Origin of the sequence: Pseudomonas sp. PD9R, from assembly GCF_019200975.1 — a bacterium.
Lineage (GTDB): Bacteria > Pseudomonadota > Gammaproteobacteria > Pseudomonadales > Pseudomonadaceae > Aquipseudomonas.
Genome location: NZ_JAHTMR010000006.1, coordinates 55495 through 71394, shown reverse-complemented (window position 1 = coordinate 71394; position 15900 = coordinate 55495). Strand labels below are relative to the sequence as shown.

Below are 15900 nucleotides of genomic sequence, written 5' to 3'. Positions count from 1 at the left end.
CAAATGTCGTTACGACCGCTCGTATTGATCAGTCTTTTCAGCCTGTTGGTGGCCTGCGGCAGCGATGCGCCCAAACCTCAGCCACCGACACCCGGCCCCGCGCCAGTAGAAGCGCAAAAGAAAGCCCGGGAGTCGGCCAACCTCGGCCCGCTGCCAGCGTATCAGCGTGAACTGAGCGGCACCCTGCAAGGCGTGCCCGAAGGCGCCGAAGTCGAACTGGCGTTGCTGGTGATCGACGAAAAAGATCGCCCGCAGCAATTGCTCGCCAGCTCGAACCTGATCGGCACCAATCAAGTGTTGCCGTTTCGCCTGCGCTTCAACCCCGAATCCTTTCCAGCCGGTGCCCGCGTTGAACTGCGCGGCCGTGCCAGCCAGTCCGGCCAGTTAATCCTGCATCTGCCGTCGCAATTGATTACCCAACCCACCACCCAGGCGCTGGGCCAATTGCAATTCGTCAAAGCCCCATGAGTGCACCGCTAGACCTGCAACAGGCGTTGGGTGAACTGCTCGGCGATGCACAGTTGAAAGCCTGTGAGTTGCCGGGCACCGAGCTGAAGCTGTGGCTGATCGACGGCGACAACATGGATCGCGCTTTCAGCCCCGAAGAAACCCGACGCATTCTGCATGAGCCGCCTTACTGGAGTTTCTGTTGGGCCAGTGGCCTGGCGATGGCCCGCTATCTCGCCGAATTCCCCGAGTGGGTCAAAGGCAAGCGGGTGCTGGATTTCGGCGCCGGTTCCGGTGTGGCGGGGATTGCTGCGGTGAAGGCCGGGGCGCTGGACGTAGTGGCTTGTGATCTCGACCCACTGGCGATTGCCGCCTGTCGGGCGAATGCCGAACTGAACGGTGTGCAGCTCAATTATTCGACGGATTTTTTCGCCGAGGCCGACCGGTTTGATCTGATTCTGGTGGCCGATGTGTTGTACGACCGGGCGAATCTGCCGCTGCTCGACGAGTTCCTCAGTCGTGGCCAGGAAGCGTTGGTGGCCGATTCGCGGGTGAGGGATTTTCGTCATCCGTTGTACCAGCGGATCGAAATGCTCGAAGCCATGACCTTGCCGGATCTGGCCGAGCCAGAAGAGTTTCGGCATGTGAGCCTGTATCACGCGCGGCGTATTTAAAGCCGCCAAAAGATCGCAGCCTTCGGCAGCTACTACATGAGATTGCATTTCAAATGTAGGAGCTGCCGAAGGCTGCGATCTTTTGCGGCACACCTTATAGTGCATGTATCCACGCTTCCAAGAGATCGCCCATGAGTCAGGAAACGCCGTATATCTTCGATGCCACGACTGCCGATTTCGACCAGTCGGTGATCGAGAACTCTTTCCACAAACCGGTGCTGGTGGATTTCTGGGCCGAATGGTGTGCGCCCTGCAAGCAACTGATGCCAATGCTGCAGACCATTGCCGAGAGCTATCAGGGCGAGTTGCTGCTGGCCAAGGTCAACTGCGACATCGAGCAAGACATCGTCGCCCGATTTGGTATTCGCAGCCTGCCGACCGTGGTGCTGTTCAAGGATGGTCAGCCGGTCGACGGCTTTGCCGGTGCCCAGCCGGAATCAGCCGTGCGCGCGTTGCTTGAGCCCCACGTCCAGATGCCGCCACCGGCGGCGGCCGATCCGTTCGAACAGGCTCAGGCGCTGTTCGACGACAGTCGTTTTGCCGACGCCGAAGCCGTCCTCCAAGCGCTGCTGACCGAAGACAACACCAACGCCAAAGCGCTGATCCTCTACGCGCGCTGCCTCACCGAGCGCGGTGAGCTGGACGAGGCGCAAGCCGTGCTCGGTGCGGTCAAGAGTGATGAACACAAGGCTGCCCTGGCCGGTGCCAAGGCGCAGATCAAGTTCCTCGGCCAGGCCAAGGACTTGCCGGATGCCGCCGACCTGAAAGCACGCCTGGCGAAAAACCCGCAGGACGATGAGGCGGTCTATCAATTGGCGGTCCAGCAGCTGGCCCGCCAGCAATACGACGCGGCGCTGGATGGTTTGCTCAAGCTGTTCATTCGCAACCGCAGCTACAGCGAAGGCTTGCCGCACAAAACCTTGCTGCAGGTGTTCGAGTTACTGGGCAACGACCACCCGTTGGTGACTACATACCGTCGCAAGTTGTTTGCTGCGCTTTATTAAGATCAAAAGATCGCAGCCTTCGGCAGCTCCTACATGGATCCCTGTAGGAGCTGCCGAAGGCTGCGATCTTTTGCGGTTTATTCGATCCAGCGGTAAAGCGGCGTATCCCCACCGTTTTCCACTTTCACATCCGCGCTGTGTCGCAAGCGCACTAACAGTCGCTTGCCCGACGCCGCGCTACCGGTCAGCCCTTCCAGTTGCTCCAGCAGATCCGGCCCGCTCATTTGCCCGGCCTTGCGCAGCAAATCTCTGGCGATCTGCCAGACCGCATCATCCTGATTCAACGGTTTGGCCGGCGCGATACTGACTTCGGTTTTTTCTACCTTCAACTGCGCACCCAGGCGCGCCCAGTCGGCGTCATCCATCTCCAGCGTCAAATCCACCGGCCAGTCGCCGATGCTTCCGCGAATTCGCAACATAAGTCTGCTCCTGCACATTTCTGACTTGCATGCTCCCACGGGGCTTGTGCAACGCCAAGCAGGCAGTCAAACTCCCCGCACTTACGTTATAAGATTACATAACAATTTCTTCATTTTACTTTTCGGAGATTCGCCATGCGTCGTCTGCTGCTCGCTCTGCCGTTTGCCTTGTTACCGCTGGCTGTCGCCCACGCCGCTGAAGAACATGATCACGAGCATGGCAGCCTCGGCACCCACGAGCATGGTGTCGGCCGGCTGAACGCGGCGCAGGATGGTCAGACTTTGGAGCTGGAGCTGGAAAGCCCGGCGATGAACCTGGTGGGCTTCGAACATGTCGCCACCACCGATGCCGACAAGGCCAAAGTCGCCGCCGCTCGCGCTCAACTGGAGAAACCGTTGGTGCTCTTCAGCCTGCCGAAGGCTGCCGGTTGCGTAGTAGCGAGTCAGGAACTGAACAGCCCGCTATTCGGTGACAAACCGGACGCCGATGATCACGACGAAGATGAAGAAGAGGCCGACAAAGACGGCCACGAGCATCACCACGATCACAGCGAAATCCACGCCCACTACCAATTCAACTGCGCCACCCCGGGTGCGCTGAAGACGCTGGATCTGGCGAATATTTTCAGCACCTTCCCGGCTACCCAGAAAATTCAGGTACAACTGATCAGCCCGAGCGGGCAGCAAGGGGTTGAAGTGACAGCCAAGGCTGCCGCCCTGCAATTCTGAATCACTTTAGGTCCCCCGTAAGAACTGTGTAGGAGCTGTCGAGTGCAACGAGGCTGCGATCTTTTGATCTTGATTTTTAAAGTCAAAAGATCGCAGCCTCGTTGCACTCGACAGCTCCTACATAGGCCATCAATATTTATGAAATCGGCGCTATGACCCAAGCACTCATCGAACTGTCCGACCTGGGCTTCAGCTGGCCCGGTCATCCGCCGCTGCTGGATATTCCGGCGTTTCGCCTGGAGCCGGGTGAAACCCTGTTCCTCAAAGGCCCCAGCGGCAGCGGCAAAACCACCCTGCTCGGCCTGCTCGGCGGCGTGCAGAAACCCAATCGCGGCAGCATCCGCCTGCTTGGCCAGGAACTGACCGAACTCTCGGCCGGTGCCCGCGATCACTTTCGCGTCGATCACACCGGCTACATTTTCCAGCAGTTCAACTTGCTGCCGTTTCTCTCGGTGCGTGAAAACGTCGAACTGCCCTGCCACTTCTCCAAGCTGCGAGCACAACGGGCGGTCCAGCGCCACGGCAGCATCGATCAGGCCGCCGCGACGTTGCTCGCACACTTGGGCCTGAAGGACGAAAGCATCCTCAGTCGCCGCGCCGATTCGCTGTCCATCGGCCAACAGCAACGGGTCGCCGCAGCGCGTGCGTTGATCGGGCAACCGGAACTGGTGATCGCCGACGAGCCGACCTCGGCCCTGGATTACGACGCCCGCGAAAACTTCATTCGCCTGCTATTCGCTGAATGCCGCGAAGCCGGATCGAGCCTGTTGTTTGTCAGTCATGACCAGAGCCTCGCGCCACTGTTCGATCGTCATCTGTCGCTGGCCGAACTCAATCGCGCCGCCACCCCGTCCGAGGTCTGAGATGTATTTGTTTCGTCTTGCCATGGCCAGCCTGGCTAACCGCCGCTTCACCGCGATCCTCACCGCATTCGCCATCGCTCTGTCGGTGTGCCTGCTGCTGGCGGTGGAACGGGTACGCACCGAAGCCAAGGCCAGTTTCGCCAGCACCATCAGCGGCACCGACCTGATCGTCGGTGCGCGTTCCGGCTCGGTCAACTTGTTGCTGTACTCGGTGTTCCGCATCGGCAACGCCACCAACAACATCCGCTGGGACAGCTTCGAACATTTCGCCAACAACCCGAAAGTGAAGTGGGCAATCCCGATGTCCCTCGGCGATTCCCATCGCGGTTATCGGGTGATGGGCACCACCGAGGCGTACTTCGAGCATTACCAGTACGGCCGCCAGCAGCACCTGGAACTGGCCGATGGTCGCGCCTTCGCCACCGATCCTTTTGAAGTGGTACTCGGTGCCGAAGTGGCCGATGCGCTGCACTACAAACTCGGCGACAAACTGGTCCTGGCCCACGGCGTGGCGGCCATCAGCCTGGTCAAACACGACGACAAACCGTTCACCGTGGTCGGCATTCTCAAGCGCACCGGCACACCGGTGGACCGCACGTTGCACATAAGCCTTGGTGGCATGGAAGCGATTCACATCGACTGGCACAACGGCGTGCCGGCCCGGGGCGAGGGGCGGATCAGCGCTGATCAGGCACGTAACATGGACCTGACGCCGCAAGCGATCACCGCGTTCATGCTCGGCCTCAACAACAAGATTTCGACCTTTGCCTTGCAGCGCGAAATCAACGAGTTCCGTGGCGAACCAATGCTGGCGATCCTGCCGGGCGTGGCGCTGCAAGAGCTGTGGAGTTTGATGGGCACGGCGGAAAAAGCCTTGTTCGTGGTCTCGCTGTTTGTGGTGCTGACCGGGTTGATCGGCATGCTCACAGCGATTCTCACCAGTCTCAACGAACGCCGCCGTGAGATGGCAATCCTGCGTTCGGTGGGCGCGCGGCCATGGCACATTGCGACGCTGCTGGTGCTGGAAGCCTTTGCCCTGGCGCTGTCGGGTGTCATCGCGGGCGTGGCGCTGCTTTACGTCTGCATCGCTGCGGCGCAGGGTTACGTGCAGGCCAACTACGGCCTGTTTCTGCCGCTGGCCTGGCCAAGTGAATATGAATGGACGCTGCTCGGTGGCATCCTGATCGCCGCGCTGTTGATGGGCAGCGTGCCGGCCTGGCGCGCTTACCGCCAATCCTTGGCCGATGGCCTGTCGATCCGTTTATGAGGACGTTGAAAATGCCCCGCGCTTTGCTTGCGCTGTTGATGCTGGTCGCCCTGCCCCTGTGGGCGGCGCAGCCCAAAGACCTGACCTGGTCGGAAATGATCCCGCCAGACGCGGCACCCGAAGTGCCGAACATGACGCCGCTGCACGACCTGTCGCAGATGAGCAGCACGCTGTCCGCCGAGTCGGCGCCAGCGGCCAAGCAGGACATGCCCAATGCGCCGGTGGTCAAAGCCCTCGACGGGCAGAACATTCGCCTGCCGGGTTATATCGTACCGCTGGAAGTGAGCGAAGACGGGCGCACCACGGAGTTTCTGCTGGTGCCGTACTTCGGCGCCTGCATCCACGTGCCACCACCGCCGTCGAACCAGATCGTGCACGTCAAAAGCGAAGTCGGCGTGAAGCTGGATGAGTTGTACCAGCCGTACTGGATCGAAGGTGCGATGCAGGTCAAGGCGTCTACCAGCGAGCTGGCGGATGCCGGGTATCAGATGGAGGCGGACAAGATTTATGTGTATGAATTGCCGGAGTGAATCCGGTGGTTCTTTGGTGTCTGTAAGGACGCCTTCGCGGGCAAGCCTCGCTCCTACAAGGACACCACTAACCCTGTAGGAGCGAGGCTTGCCCGCGAAGGGGCCATCAAAAACACCCACAAACTCAGGGCAATCACTGTTTCATTGAGCTGAGTCAAAAGACCGAATCAAACGACTGTTTACCATTGGACATCGAACATTTTCAACGTCCTTTGGAGCCCCCCATGAACAAGTCCCTGCTCAGCGCCGCGCTGTTTTCCCTCGCGCTTGCAGCCCCGCTCGCCCACGCCCACGAGGCCGGCGACATCATCCTTCGTGCCGGTGCAATCACCGTCAACCCGAAAGCCGACAGCTCCAGCGTCAAGGTCGACCAAGGGCCATTGGCGGGTGCCGATCTGGGTGGCAAGGCGACCATGAGCAGCGACACGCAATTGGGTCTGAACTTCGCCTACATGATCACCAACAACTGGGGGATCGAGTTGCTCGCGGCCACGCCGTTCGAGCATGACGTCAAACTCAAGGGCACCGCACTGGGTGCGGCCAATGGCAAGCTCGGCACGCTGAAACACTTGCCGCCGACCCTCAGCCTTGTGTACTACCCACTGGACGCCAAATCCGCATTCCAGCCGTATGTCGGAGCGGGTATCAACTACACCTGGATCTACGACGAACACGTCGGCAGCGAAGCCCAGTCCGCAGGGTTCAGCAACTTCAAGGCGGAAAACTCCTGGGGCATGGCGTTCCAGGTGGGTGCCGACTACATGATCACCGACAAGATTATGCTCAACGCCCAGATGCGCTACATCGACATCGACACCCGCGCCACCGTGGAAAACGACGCGGTAGCACCGGGCACCCGCGCACGGGTTAACGTGGATGTGGACCCGTTCATCTACATGGTGGGTTTGGGTTACAAGTTCTAAGCAGCAATCATGTGGTGGTGAATGCGCGCCATGGTGGCGAGGGCGCTCGCTCCCGCTAGGCTGCGAAGCGGCCCCAAAATCGGTAACAGCGGTGATTCAGACAAACCGAATTGCCGGACTTACGCCTGCTGCGCAGCCGAGCGGGAGCAAGCTCCCTCGCCACAGATTTTTATGTGCTGCCTATGAAACAGGCCCCGAGACGGCACCTTTTTGTGGCAGTGAGAATCTCAGCGACCCAGCAACCGCGCCAACCCGACGCTCATGGGCGTCTGTTGCGGCGGAGTAAAGCGCTCCAGCAAACGCCGATTGTTCGCCCGTGAATGGCGGATATCACCGGAGCGTGCCGGGCCGTAGGTCACCGGCGGCAACTCACCGACCACTTCTTCAAGGGCTGCAAGCATTTGCTTGAGACTGGTCGCCTGATTCCAGCCGACATTGACCGCGCCCACTTCCACCTGCGGCTTCTCGATGGCTTGCACCAGCAGGCCGACCAGATCCTCGACGTAGACAAAATCCCGCGTCTGCTCACCGTCGCCAAACACCATGATCGGCTGGCCGTTCTGCGCGCGCTCGCTGAAAATGCTGATCACCCCGGAGTACGGCGATGAAGGGTCCTGGCGCGGGCCGAAGATGTTGAAAAAGCGGAAAATCACCGGTTCCAGCGCATGCTCGCGCCGGTAGAAATCGAAGTAATGCTCGCTGGCCAACTTGTCCGACGCATAGGGCGTCAACGGCGCCTTGGGCGTGTCTTCATCGATCGACTCACCTTCGCCATTGTTGCCATACACCGCCGCACTGGAGGCAAACAGCACGCGCTTGACGCCGGTCTGGCGCATGGCTTCGCAGACATTCAGCGAGCCGATGAAGTTGCTCTGGTGTGTCTTCACCGGATCGTCCACCGACGCCTGCACTGACGCCACCGCCGCCAGGTGCGCCACGGCGCTGCACCCCGCCATTGCCCGGGCCACCAACGCGGCATCCGCAACGTCGCCGACGATCAGTTCGAGCTTGGGATTATCCAGCGGCAGGTTGCTGCCCTTACCGGTCGACAGGTCATCGAGCACGCGCACCGAATGACCTTTGGCCAGCAAGGCATCGGTCAGGTGCGAGCCGATGAAACCGGCGCCGCCGGTGATTAGAACGGGACCCTCAGCCATGGCGATAGAACCTGTCGAGCAGGCCCGGAAGCGCCGCACGCCAGGCGCGTGGCTTGATCCCGAACGTATGGAGAATTTTCTTGCAGGCCAGCACCGCGTGTTGCGGCTCTTCGGCGGCGTCCGGTCGCGCGGCGTGGGCCTGGGCGGTCGGGGCTTCGATGGCCAGCGAATGCAGCGTGCGCGCTTCGGTGAGGATCGCCTGGCCTAACGCCAGCGGCGTGGTCGCCTCATGCCCAGCGTAGTGATACGTGCCCCAAAGCGGCGCCGAACAGTCAAGTTGCTTGAGGACCGAAATGATCACCCGCGCGGCGTCGTCAACCGGGGTCGGATTGCCTCGGCGGTCGTCGGCCATCAGCAGTTCTTCCGGGTGTTCGGCCCGACCGAGGAAACGCCCGAGGGTGCCGTCCGGACTGTCATCAAGCAGCCATCCGAATCGCAGCAGCACGTGTTGCGGGCAGGTGGCGCGAACGCTTTGCTCAATGCGCCACAAGGCTTGACCGCGCAGGCCCAATGGCACCGGCTCGTCTTTTTCGCTGTAGGCAGTGGCCCGGGAGCCATCGAACACGCGGTAGCTCGAAGGTTGCAGCAACACGATGTTGTGGTGCTGGCACAATTCGGCCAGACGCTCGATCGCCCGCTCCTGCCCGGCCAGACGCTGTTCGCTGACCGACTCCGCCTGGAACCAGTCGAAGTAGTAGGCAAGGTTGATCAACGCGTCGGGGCGGGTGTCATCGAGCAGTTGCGTCAGGCTCGCGGCATCCCAGCCGTCTTGCGGCGGGCGGGGGGCGAGGAAACCGATGTCTTCCTCCGCACCGAGGCGAATCAGCGCCTGCCCAAGGGCATTTCCGCCGCCCAGTAACATAAGGCGCATTCGCATAGAGTCAGCAGGCCCAGTCTGATTGGAACGAGGGTTTGTCGACAGCGCCACAGGGCGGTGTCGTTGAAAGTTGCAGGAATCGTTGCATTTTGCGGGTTTAGTGCGCAACCGTCATCCGTAAAGTGTAGATGTGTGGGATTTGTACTGCCTGTGCCGCCCCCTTTGCGGGCAAGCCTCGCTCCTACAGGTTTAGCGCTGCCCTTGCAGGAGCGAGGCTTGCCCGCGAGGGGGCCCTCAATATCCTTGGAGATCCCCAGCGGTACTTGCATCTTCGAACCCCCGCCCGCATAACTTGCCCCATGAACCTGCCCATCCCCGCCGACAGTGCCCTGGCCGGCTTTCATCCCGCCGTCAGCGCCTGGTTCAGCAACACGTTCGCGACGGTCACCGCCGCCCAGGCCCGGGCGTGGCCGCTGATCCGCCAGCGCCGCTCGACCCTGATCGCCGCGCCCACAGGTTCCGGCAAAACCCTCACCGCATTCCTCGCGGTCATCGACGACCTGGTCCACCGTGGCCTGGCCCACACCGAAGATCAGCCTAACGGCCTGCCGGATGAAACGCTGGTGGTCTATGTCTCGCCGCTCAAGGCCCTGTCCAACGACATCCGCATCAACCTGCAAAACCCGCTGGCTGGCATCTGCGAACAATTGCGCCTGATGGGCTTGCCCGAACTGCAGATCAGCATCGCCGTGCGCACCGGCGATACCCCGCAAAAAGACCGCTCGGCGATGCGCAAAACCGCGCCGCACATTCTCGTCACCACCCCCGAATCCCTTTACGTATTGCTCGGCTCCGACTCCGGACGGCGAATGCTCGGCACCACGCGCACGGTGATCGTCGATGAAATCCACGCCATCGCCGCCAGCAAACGCGGCAGCCACCTCGCTCTGAGCCTCGAACGCCTGCAAGCGCTGTGCGCCGAACCGCTGGTGCGCATCGGCCTGTCGGCCACGCAAAAACCCATCGATGCGGTCTCGCGTTTTCTGGTGGGTCGCGACCGCCCTTGCGAGATTATCGACATCGGTCACGCCCGCCCACGGGACCTGGACCTCGAAGTGCCGCCCGTGCCGCTATCAGCGGTGATGGCCAATGACGTCTGGGAACTGGTCTACGACCGCCTCGCTGCCCTCGCCCGCCAACACCGGACCACACTGATTTTCGTCAATACCCGGCGCCTGGCCGAACGCTTGAGCCGGCACCTGAGCGAACGCCTGGGCAAAGAGGCCGTGGCCGCGCACCACGGCAGCCTGGCCAAGGAGTTTCGCCTGGATGCTGAACAGCGACTCAAGCGTGGCGAGCTGCAAGTGCTGATCGCCACGGCGTCGCTGGAGTTGGGCATTGATATCGGCGATGTCGATCTGGTCTGCCAGATCGCCTCGCCGCGTTCGATTTCCGGATTCTTGCAACGGGTCGGTCGCTCCGGTCACCAGGTCGGCGGCACGCCCAAGGGCCGTTTGTTCGCCACCACCCGCGACGACCTGATCGAATGCGCCGCCCTGCTCGACTGCGTGCGCCGGGGTGAGCTAGACATTTTGCAGATCCCCGAGGCACCACTGGATGTACTCGCGCAGCAGATCATCGCCGAAGTGAGTTGCCAGGAATGGCAGGAGCAGGCACTGCTGGAGATGTTCCGCAAAGCCTCGCCCTACGCCGGCCTCGACGAAAAGCACTATCAAGCGCTGTTGCAGATGCTCGCCGAGGGCTACAACGGTCGCCAGGGCATCCGCAGCGCTTACCTGCACCGCGATGCCGTGACCCGCAGCCTGCGAGGTCGTCGGGGTGCGAAACTGACGGCCGTGACCAGCGGCGGGACGATTCCCGACAATGCTGATTACAGCGTCCTGCTGGAACCCCAAGGCCTGAACATTGGCAGCGTCAACGAAGACTTCGCCGTAGAAAGCATCGCCGGGGATGTTTTTCAGTTGGGCAACACGTCGTACCGAATTCTGCGGGTCGAAACCGGCAAGGTCAGGGTCGAAGATGCGCAAGGTCAGCCACCGACCATTCCGTTCTGGCTCGGCGAAGCACCGGGGCGCAGTAACGAACTGTCGTTTGCCGTGGCGCGGCTGCAAGCGCACCTTGATGGATTGCTCGGAGCCACACCGGGCCACTTGCAGCCGAGCATCGACTGGCTGACCGACACCCTCGGCCTGAACGTCGCCAGCGCCGAACAACTGGTGGAATACCTGGCCCGTGCGCGCCAGACGCTCGGCGCCCTGCCCTCGCAAGACACGCTGCTGATGGAACGTTTTTTCGACGAGTCCGGCGGCACGCAACTGATCATTCACACGCCGTTCGGAAGCCGCCTCAATCGTGCCTGGGGCCTGGCCCTGCGCAAGCGCTTTTGCCGCACGTTCAACTTCGAATTGCAGGCCGCCGCCAGTGAAGACGCCATCGTCCTGTCGCTGTCCACCAGCCACAGTTTTGAGCTTGATGACGTCTGGCGCTATCTGCACAGCAACAGCGCCGAGCACATCCTGATTCAAGCGGTGCTGGAAGCGCCGTTGTTCGGCGTGCGCTGGCGCTGGAATGCCGGCGTTGCCCTGGCGTTACCGCGCTATACCGGCGGCCGAAAAGTCGCACCGCAGATCCAGCGGATGAAAAGCGAAGACCTGATCGCCAGCGTATTTCCGGATCAGATCGCCTGTGTGGAAAACCTCGCCGGCGAACGGGAAATTCCCCAGCATCCGCTGGTGGAACAAACACTCGACGATTGCCTGCACGAGGCCATGGACACCGAAGGCTGGCTGGCACTGCTGCGGCGCATGGAGCGCGGTGACATCCGCCTGATCAGCCGCGACTTGCCCGCGCCTTCGCCACTGGCGGCGGAGATTCTCAGCGCCCGGCCCTACACCTTTCTCGACGATGCGCCGCTGGAAGAACGCCGCACTCAAGCGGTGCTCAACCGCCGCTGGAGTGACCCGCAGTCCACCGACGATCTCGGTGCACTGGACGCCGAGGCGATTGCCGCCGTACGCGAAGAAGCGTGGCCGGCACCCAACAACATCGATGAAATGCACGAGGCGTTGATGAGCCTGGCGTGCATCACCAACGCCGAGGCCCGGCTCCATCCGAACTGGCTCGACTGGCTCAATACCTTGACCGACAGTGGTCGCGCCTGCCTTCTCAATCAATCGTTGTGGCTGGCGCGGGAAAGGCTGACCTGCCTGCGGGTGATTTATCCACAGGCTGATTTGATACCGCCGCTGGAGGCGTTGCCGGGGTTCGATGAAGCCTGGGAAATGGATGCCGCCGTGCTCGAAGTGATCCGCGCACGACTGAGCGCTTTTGGTCCATTGCCACTGAAGGCGATTGTCGAGCCGCTCGGTTTGCCGGCGACTCAAGTCACCCAGGCACTGGCACAGCTGGAACGCGAAGGCTATGTACTGCGCGGCCGCTTCACTCCGGGCACGTCTGAAGAAGAATGGTGCGAGCGACATCTGCTGGCGCGGATTCATCGCTACACGGTCAAGCGTCTGCGACGGGAAATTGAACCCGTTGCCTTGCAGGACTTCATGCGCTTTCTGTTCGACTGGCAGCATCTGTCAAGCGCCACTCAAGGACAGGGCAGCGCGGTGTTGCCGGCAATCATCGCGCAGTTTGAGGGCTACCCCGCCGCCGCGTCTGCCTGGGACAGCGACATCCTGCCGGCACGGCTCAAGGACTATTCCCCGACCTGGCTGGATGATTTGTGCCGCAGCGGCAAACTGGTCTGGACCCGCCTTACCGCACGCAACAAAAGCACCGGCACCGCGCTGCGCAGCACGCCGGTTCTGTTGTTGCCGCGCAACCGGGTCGGGCTCTGGAGCGACTTGACCGAGCAGACGCCCGTCAGTGAGCTGTCAGCGAAAACACAAAAAGTCCACGCCGCGCTCAGCCAGCACGGCGCGCTGTTTTTCGATGAACTGATTCACGAAGCCCACCTGCTGCGTTCGGAACTGGAAATCGCCTTGCAGGAATTGGTCGGCGCGGGACTGGTGAACGCCGACAGCTTCGCCGGCCTGCGAGCGCTGATCACCCCGGCCAGTAAACGGCAGAACCGCAGCAGTCGGCGCGGGCGCGGGGCGTTTGTCGGCGGCATGGACGATGCCGGGCGCTGGGCGTTGTTGCGGCGCGGGGCCGTCGCTCCGGTTGTGGATAACCAACGTCCGGCGCCCACACCTGCCGATACCCTGGAACACATCGCCATGACCCTGTTGCGCCGCTACGGCGTGGTGTTCTGGCGCTTGCTGGAACGTGAGGCGGACTGGCTGCCGAGTTGGCGCGAATTGCTGCGCACCTTCCATCGACTGGAAGCGCGAGGCGAGATTCGCGGCGGGCGGTTTGTCAGTGGCCTGGCGGGCGAGCAATTCGCACTGCCTGAGGCGATTCCGTTGCTGCGCGAAGTGCGGCGTCGGGCCCATGACGGGAGTCTGATCGCGGTGTGCGGGGTCGATCCGCTGAACCTCGCGGGCACGCTGTTGCCCGGCATGAAAGTACCGGCGCTGGCGAGCAATCGGTTGGTGTATCGCGATGGGTTGCCGGCGGCTGCGGAGATTGCCGGTAGACAGCATTTTTGGTTGGAACTGGATCAGCAGGTGATGGCTGAAGTGAGGAAAAAACTGGTCCAGCACAACCACCCGTAGGAGCGAGGCTTGCCCGCGAAAAACGATGACGCGATCTTGCTGATACACCGCAGCGCTCCTTTCGCGGGCAAGCCTCGCTCCTACAGAACCATCCTGTTACGGGACATGCGGGCGGTCCGGCATCAACACCGCCGAATGCTCCGGCGTCGGCCCATCCTCGTGTAGCGGCTCAACCGCATGCCTTGGCATCAAAACCTGCTGTGGATAAGTCTGCGCGAAATGCACCCATGGGCTGTTATCCACAAGCTTTTTCAAACGCTGGTTGAACGCCCGGCTCACCGCGTATTGCCCACCGGACACCGTGCGAAATTGCGCCGTCAGCACCACGCCGTTGAGGTCCATTTTGTCGACACCAAACACATCCAGTGGCCCTTGCAGGTTGTACTTGAGAAACGGGTCGTCGCTGATGGAATGCCCGGCCTCGCGAATCAACGCGATAGCTTTGTCGACATCGGTGTCGTAAGTGAACTGCACCGAGAAGAACGCATAGGCAAACTGCCGCGATTGGTTGGTCACGGCTTTGATCTGGCCGAACGGCACCGAGTGCACAAAGCCCTTGCCGTCGCGCAGACGCAGGGTGCGGATGGTCAGGCCTTCGACTGTGCCGGCATGCCCGGAGTCGAGCACCACCCAGTCGCCGATGGACAGCGTGTCTTCGATGATGATGAACAAACCGGTGATCACGTCCTGCACCAGTTGCTGGGAACCGAAACCGATCGCCAGCCCGATCACCCCGGCACCGGCCAGGAAAGGCGCAACGTTGATGCCCAGATTGGCCATGGTGGTGATCGCGCAGATCACCACCAGAACGATTTTGATCGCATTGCGCAACAACGGCAGGATGGTCTTGACCCGCGTACTTGGCTGGCGCGCCGAGCGTTTATTGACGGGTGGTTTCAGTGCTTCCTGGATGGCCGTGTCCAGCACCACCCATACCATCCAGGTCACCAGGAAGATCAAACCGATGTGGCTCAGGGAATCACTGATCGCCCGACCCACCGAATTGCTCACCGCGAATTCGAACAACGACACGCCCCAGATACGCCCGAGGATATCGATGAACACGATGGACATGGCGATCCGCAGCAACGCGTGGGAGAGGTTCAAAAAGCGCTCTTTGTAGGCACTGCTGCGGCGCAGATCCGTTTCACTTCGTGCCTTGAACAGATGATGCAGCGTGGTGCTCAGAAATACCGTCGCAATCAGCAATATCGAGGTAAACAGCGCACTGCGCATGACCTTCTGGTTGTCATCGCTGATGCTGATCAGGTTGATGATCGAGACAAACACCATCAACAGAATCGGCCAATACCAGAGCCCGGAAAAAATCCGCAATGTTTCGCGCAGAGCCGGCTGGCCGAGACGTTGCGCCAGCGGCAGAATCCGGATCACATGCGCCACCGGGCGGCGCATGCGGATCACCAGCAAACCGAATGAAATCGAGGCGGCGAGCCCGGTGAATACCGCGATGCTGCTGGTGAGGTTGTTGCCCAACTGATGGGCGATCTGCGGGCTGGTCAGGGCATCGCTCAGCGCCACCAGGAAACCGGTCGCGAACAGTGGCCGGGGGCTGTGCTGACGGATGATCTGCACCGCTCGGCGCTTGTGGCCGGTATTGAACAGCACCACCAATGACATCACCAATGACGCGGCAAAGATCCCGCTGCTGGTGGCATAAGCAAAGCACAGCGCCAATGCGCGCCCGGCCGACGTCGGTAAAAACTGACTGGCATAAATGGTCAGCGGCAGGCTGATCAGCGCCGGAATGCTGTAGGGCAACACGTAACGGAGCAATGCCTGGCCACGTTCACGACTGAGCAGCAGGCGATGCCGGCACAGGCGCTCGGCCAAAAACCGCCCCGACAGCCAAAGCAGGCCGAAGACACCCGCCCATACAGCAGTCAGCAACAGGAAATCCCTCGCTACGCTCCAACTCGAACGGGCCGATGGCCGATTGACCAGTTGATCCACCTCATCCGCCGCGCGGTCGGCACGCAGGCGCCAGGCATCGACAAGGTTTTCGTTGAGATCGAGCTTGCTCTGGACTTCGTCAATGCTTGAACTGATAGCCCCCAGCAACCCGCCCTGAACCAGCGGCTCAGGGTGCGCCGGCGGTGTGGCGGCAGTGGCGGCGGCCGGTAACCCTGGTATCGCTGCCGCTTCCAGTTCCTCACTGCCCAGAAACAACAACGCCCCCAGCAGTATCGCGGTCTTGAGCTTGATCAAAGTACCCGCTCCTTTGAATAAGACTGTAAGGAACTGATCGAGAAATGCCGGGCAAGTTCGCTGTTGACCACAGAAGCCCGTCGAACGATCTTTGCGCTCAAAACAAATATCAAATGCTCATCCCTGTATTTTTCCGCACAACCCAAACCCCGACACTGC

At 61.3% G+C, this 15900-nt stretch carries 13 protein-coding genes; 9 read left to right on the top strand and 4 right to left on the bottom strand.

What is annotated here, in order from left to right; translation table 11 throughout:
* Positions 1-3: 3 nt before the first annotated feature.
* The 3 genes from KUF73_RS14095 (at position 4) to trxA (ending at position 2125) form a co-directional block, all read left to right on the top strand.
* Positions 4-468, top strand: a complete 465-nt coding sequence (locus KUF73_RS14095; protein ID WP_218438605.1) for a YbaY family lipoprotein — start codon at positions 4-6, stop codon at positions 466-468.
* Entirely contained in the window at positions 465-1121 is a 657-nt protein-coding gene (locus tag KUF73_RS14090; protein WP_218438604.1) for a methyltransferase, read from the top strand. The genes KUF73_RS14095 and KUF73_RS14090 overlap by 4 nt, the downstream gene beginning before the upstream one ends.
* A 131-nt stretch (positions 1122-1252) precedes the next feature.
* On the top strand, positions 1253-2125 hold the full coding sequence (trxA, locus tag KUF73_RS14085) for a thioredoxin (RefSeq protein WP_218438603.1): 873 nt from the start codon (positions 1253-1255) through the stop codon (positions 2123-2125).
* Positions 2126-2202: 77 nt separating this feature from the next.
* On the opposite strand, the gene KUF73_RS14080 is transcribed toward trxA, so the two are convergent.
* Entirely contained in the window at positions 2203-2544 is a 342-nt protein-coding gene (locus tag KUF73_RS14080; RefSeq protein ID WP_218438602.1) for a hypothetical protein, read from the bottom strand.
* 135 nt (positions 2545-2679) lie between these two features.
* Between KUF73_RS14080 and KUF73_RS14075 the strand changes: the two genes are divergently transcribed.
* The 5 genes from KUF73_RS14075 (at position 2680) to KUF73_RS14055 (ending at position 6856) form a co-directional block, all read left to right on the top strand.
* Positions 2680-3273 carry a DUF2796 domain-containing protein gene (locus KUF73_RS14075; RefSeq protein WP_218438601.1) on the top strand — a complete coding sequence of 198 codons (594 nt, stop codon included), beginning with the start codon at positions 2680-2682 and terminating at the stop codon, positions 3271-3273.
* Between the two features lie 152 nt (positions 3274-3425).
* Positions 3426-4136 (top strand): ABC transporter ATP-binding protein, encoded by a 711-nt coding sequence (locus tag KUF73_RS14070; RefSeq protein WP_218438600.1) that lies wholly within the window; start codon positions 3426-3428, stop codon positions 4134-4136.
* Between the two features lies 1 nt (position 4137).
* On the top strand, positions 4138-5403 hold the full coding sequence (locus tag KUF73_RS14065) for an ABC transporter permease (protein WP_218438599.1): 1266 nt from the start codon (positions 4138-4140) through the stop codon (positions 5401-5403).
* 11 nt (positions 5404-5414) lie between these two features.
* Positions 5415-5933, top strand: coding sequence for a DUF3299 domain-containing protein (locus KUF73_RS14060; protein ID WP_218438598.1), 519 nt, complete (start codon positions 5415-5417; stop codon positions 5931-5933).
* A 224-nt stretch (positions 5934-6157) separates the two neighbouring features.
* Positions 6158-6856 carry an OmpW family protein gene (locus KUF73_RS14055; protein ID WP_218438597.1) on the top strand — a complete coding sequence of 233 codons (699 nt, stop codon included), beginning with the start codon at positions 6158-6160 and terminating at the stop codon, positions 6854-6856.
* Between the two features lie 227 nt (positions 6857-7083).
* Here the strand turns inward: KUF73_RS14055 and KUF73_RS14050 are convergent, their stop codons facing one another.
* Both KUF73_RS14050 and KUF73_RS14045 read right to left on the bottom strand, forming a co-directional pair.
* Positions 7084-8013, bottom strand: coding sequence for an NAD-dependent epimerase/dehydratase family protein (locus tag KUF73_RS14050; protein WP_218438596.1), 930 nt, complete (start codon positions 8011-8013; stop codon positions 7084-7086).
* On the bottom strand, positions 8006-8890 hold the full coding sequence (locus KUF73_RS14045) for a sugar nucleotide-binding protein (protein ID WP_218438595.1): 885 nt from the start codon (positions 8888-8890) through the stop codon (positions 8006-8008). Before KUF73_RS14045 ends, KUF73_RS14050 begins: the two co-directional genes overlap by 8 nt.
* 299 nt (positions 8891-9189) lie before the next feature.
* Between KUF73_RS14045 and KUF73_RS14040 the strand changes: the two genes are divergently transcribed.
* Positions 9190-13515 (top strand): DEAD/DEAH box helicase, encoded by a 4326-nt coding sequence (locus KUF73_RS14040; protein ID WP_218438594.1) that lies wholly within the window; start codon positions 9190-9192, stop codon positions 13513-13515.
* A 96-nt stretch (positions 13516-13611) separates the two neighbouring features.
* Here KUF73_RS14040 and KUF73_RS14035 read toward each other — a convergent pair whose 3' ends face one another.
* Positions 13612-15741 (bottom strand): mechanosensitive ion channel family protein, encoded by a 2130-nt coding sequence (locus KUF73_RS14035; RefSeq protein ID WP_218438593.1) that lies wholly within the window; start codon positions 15739-15741, stop codon positions 13612-13614.
* Positions 15742-15900: the final 159 nt, after the last annotated feature.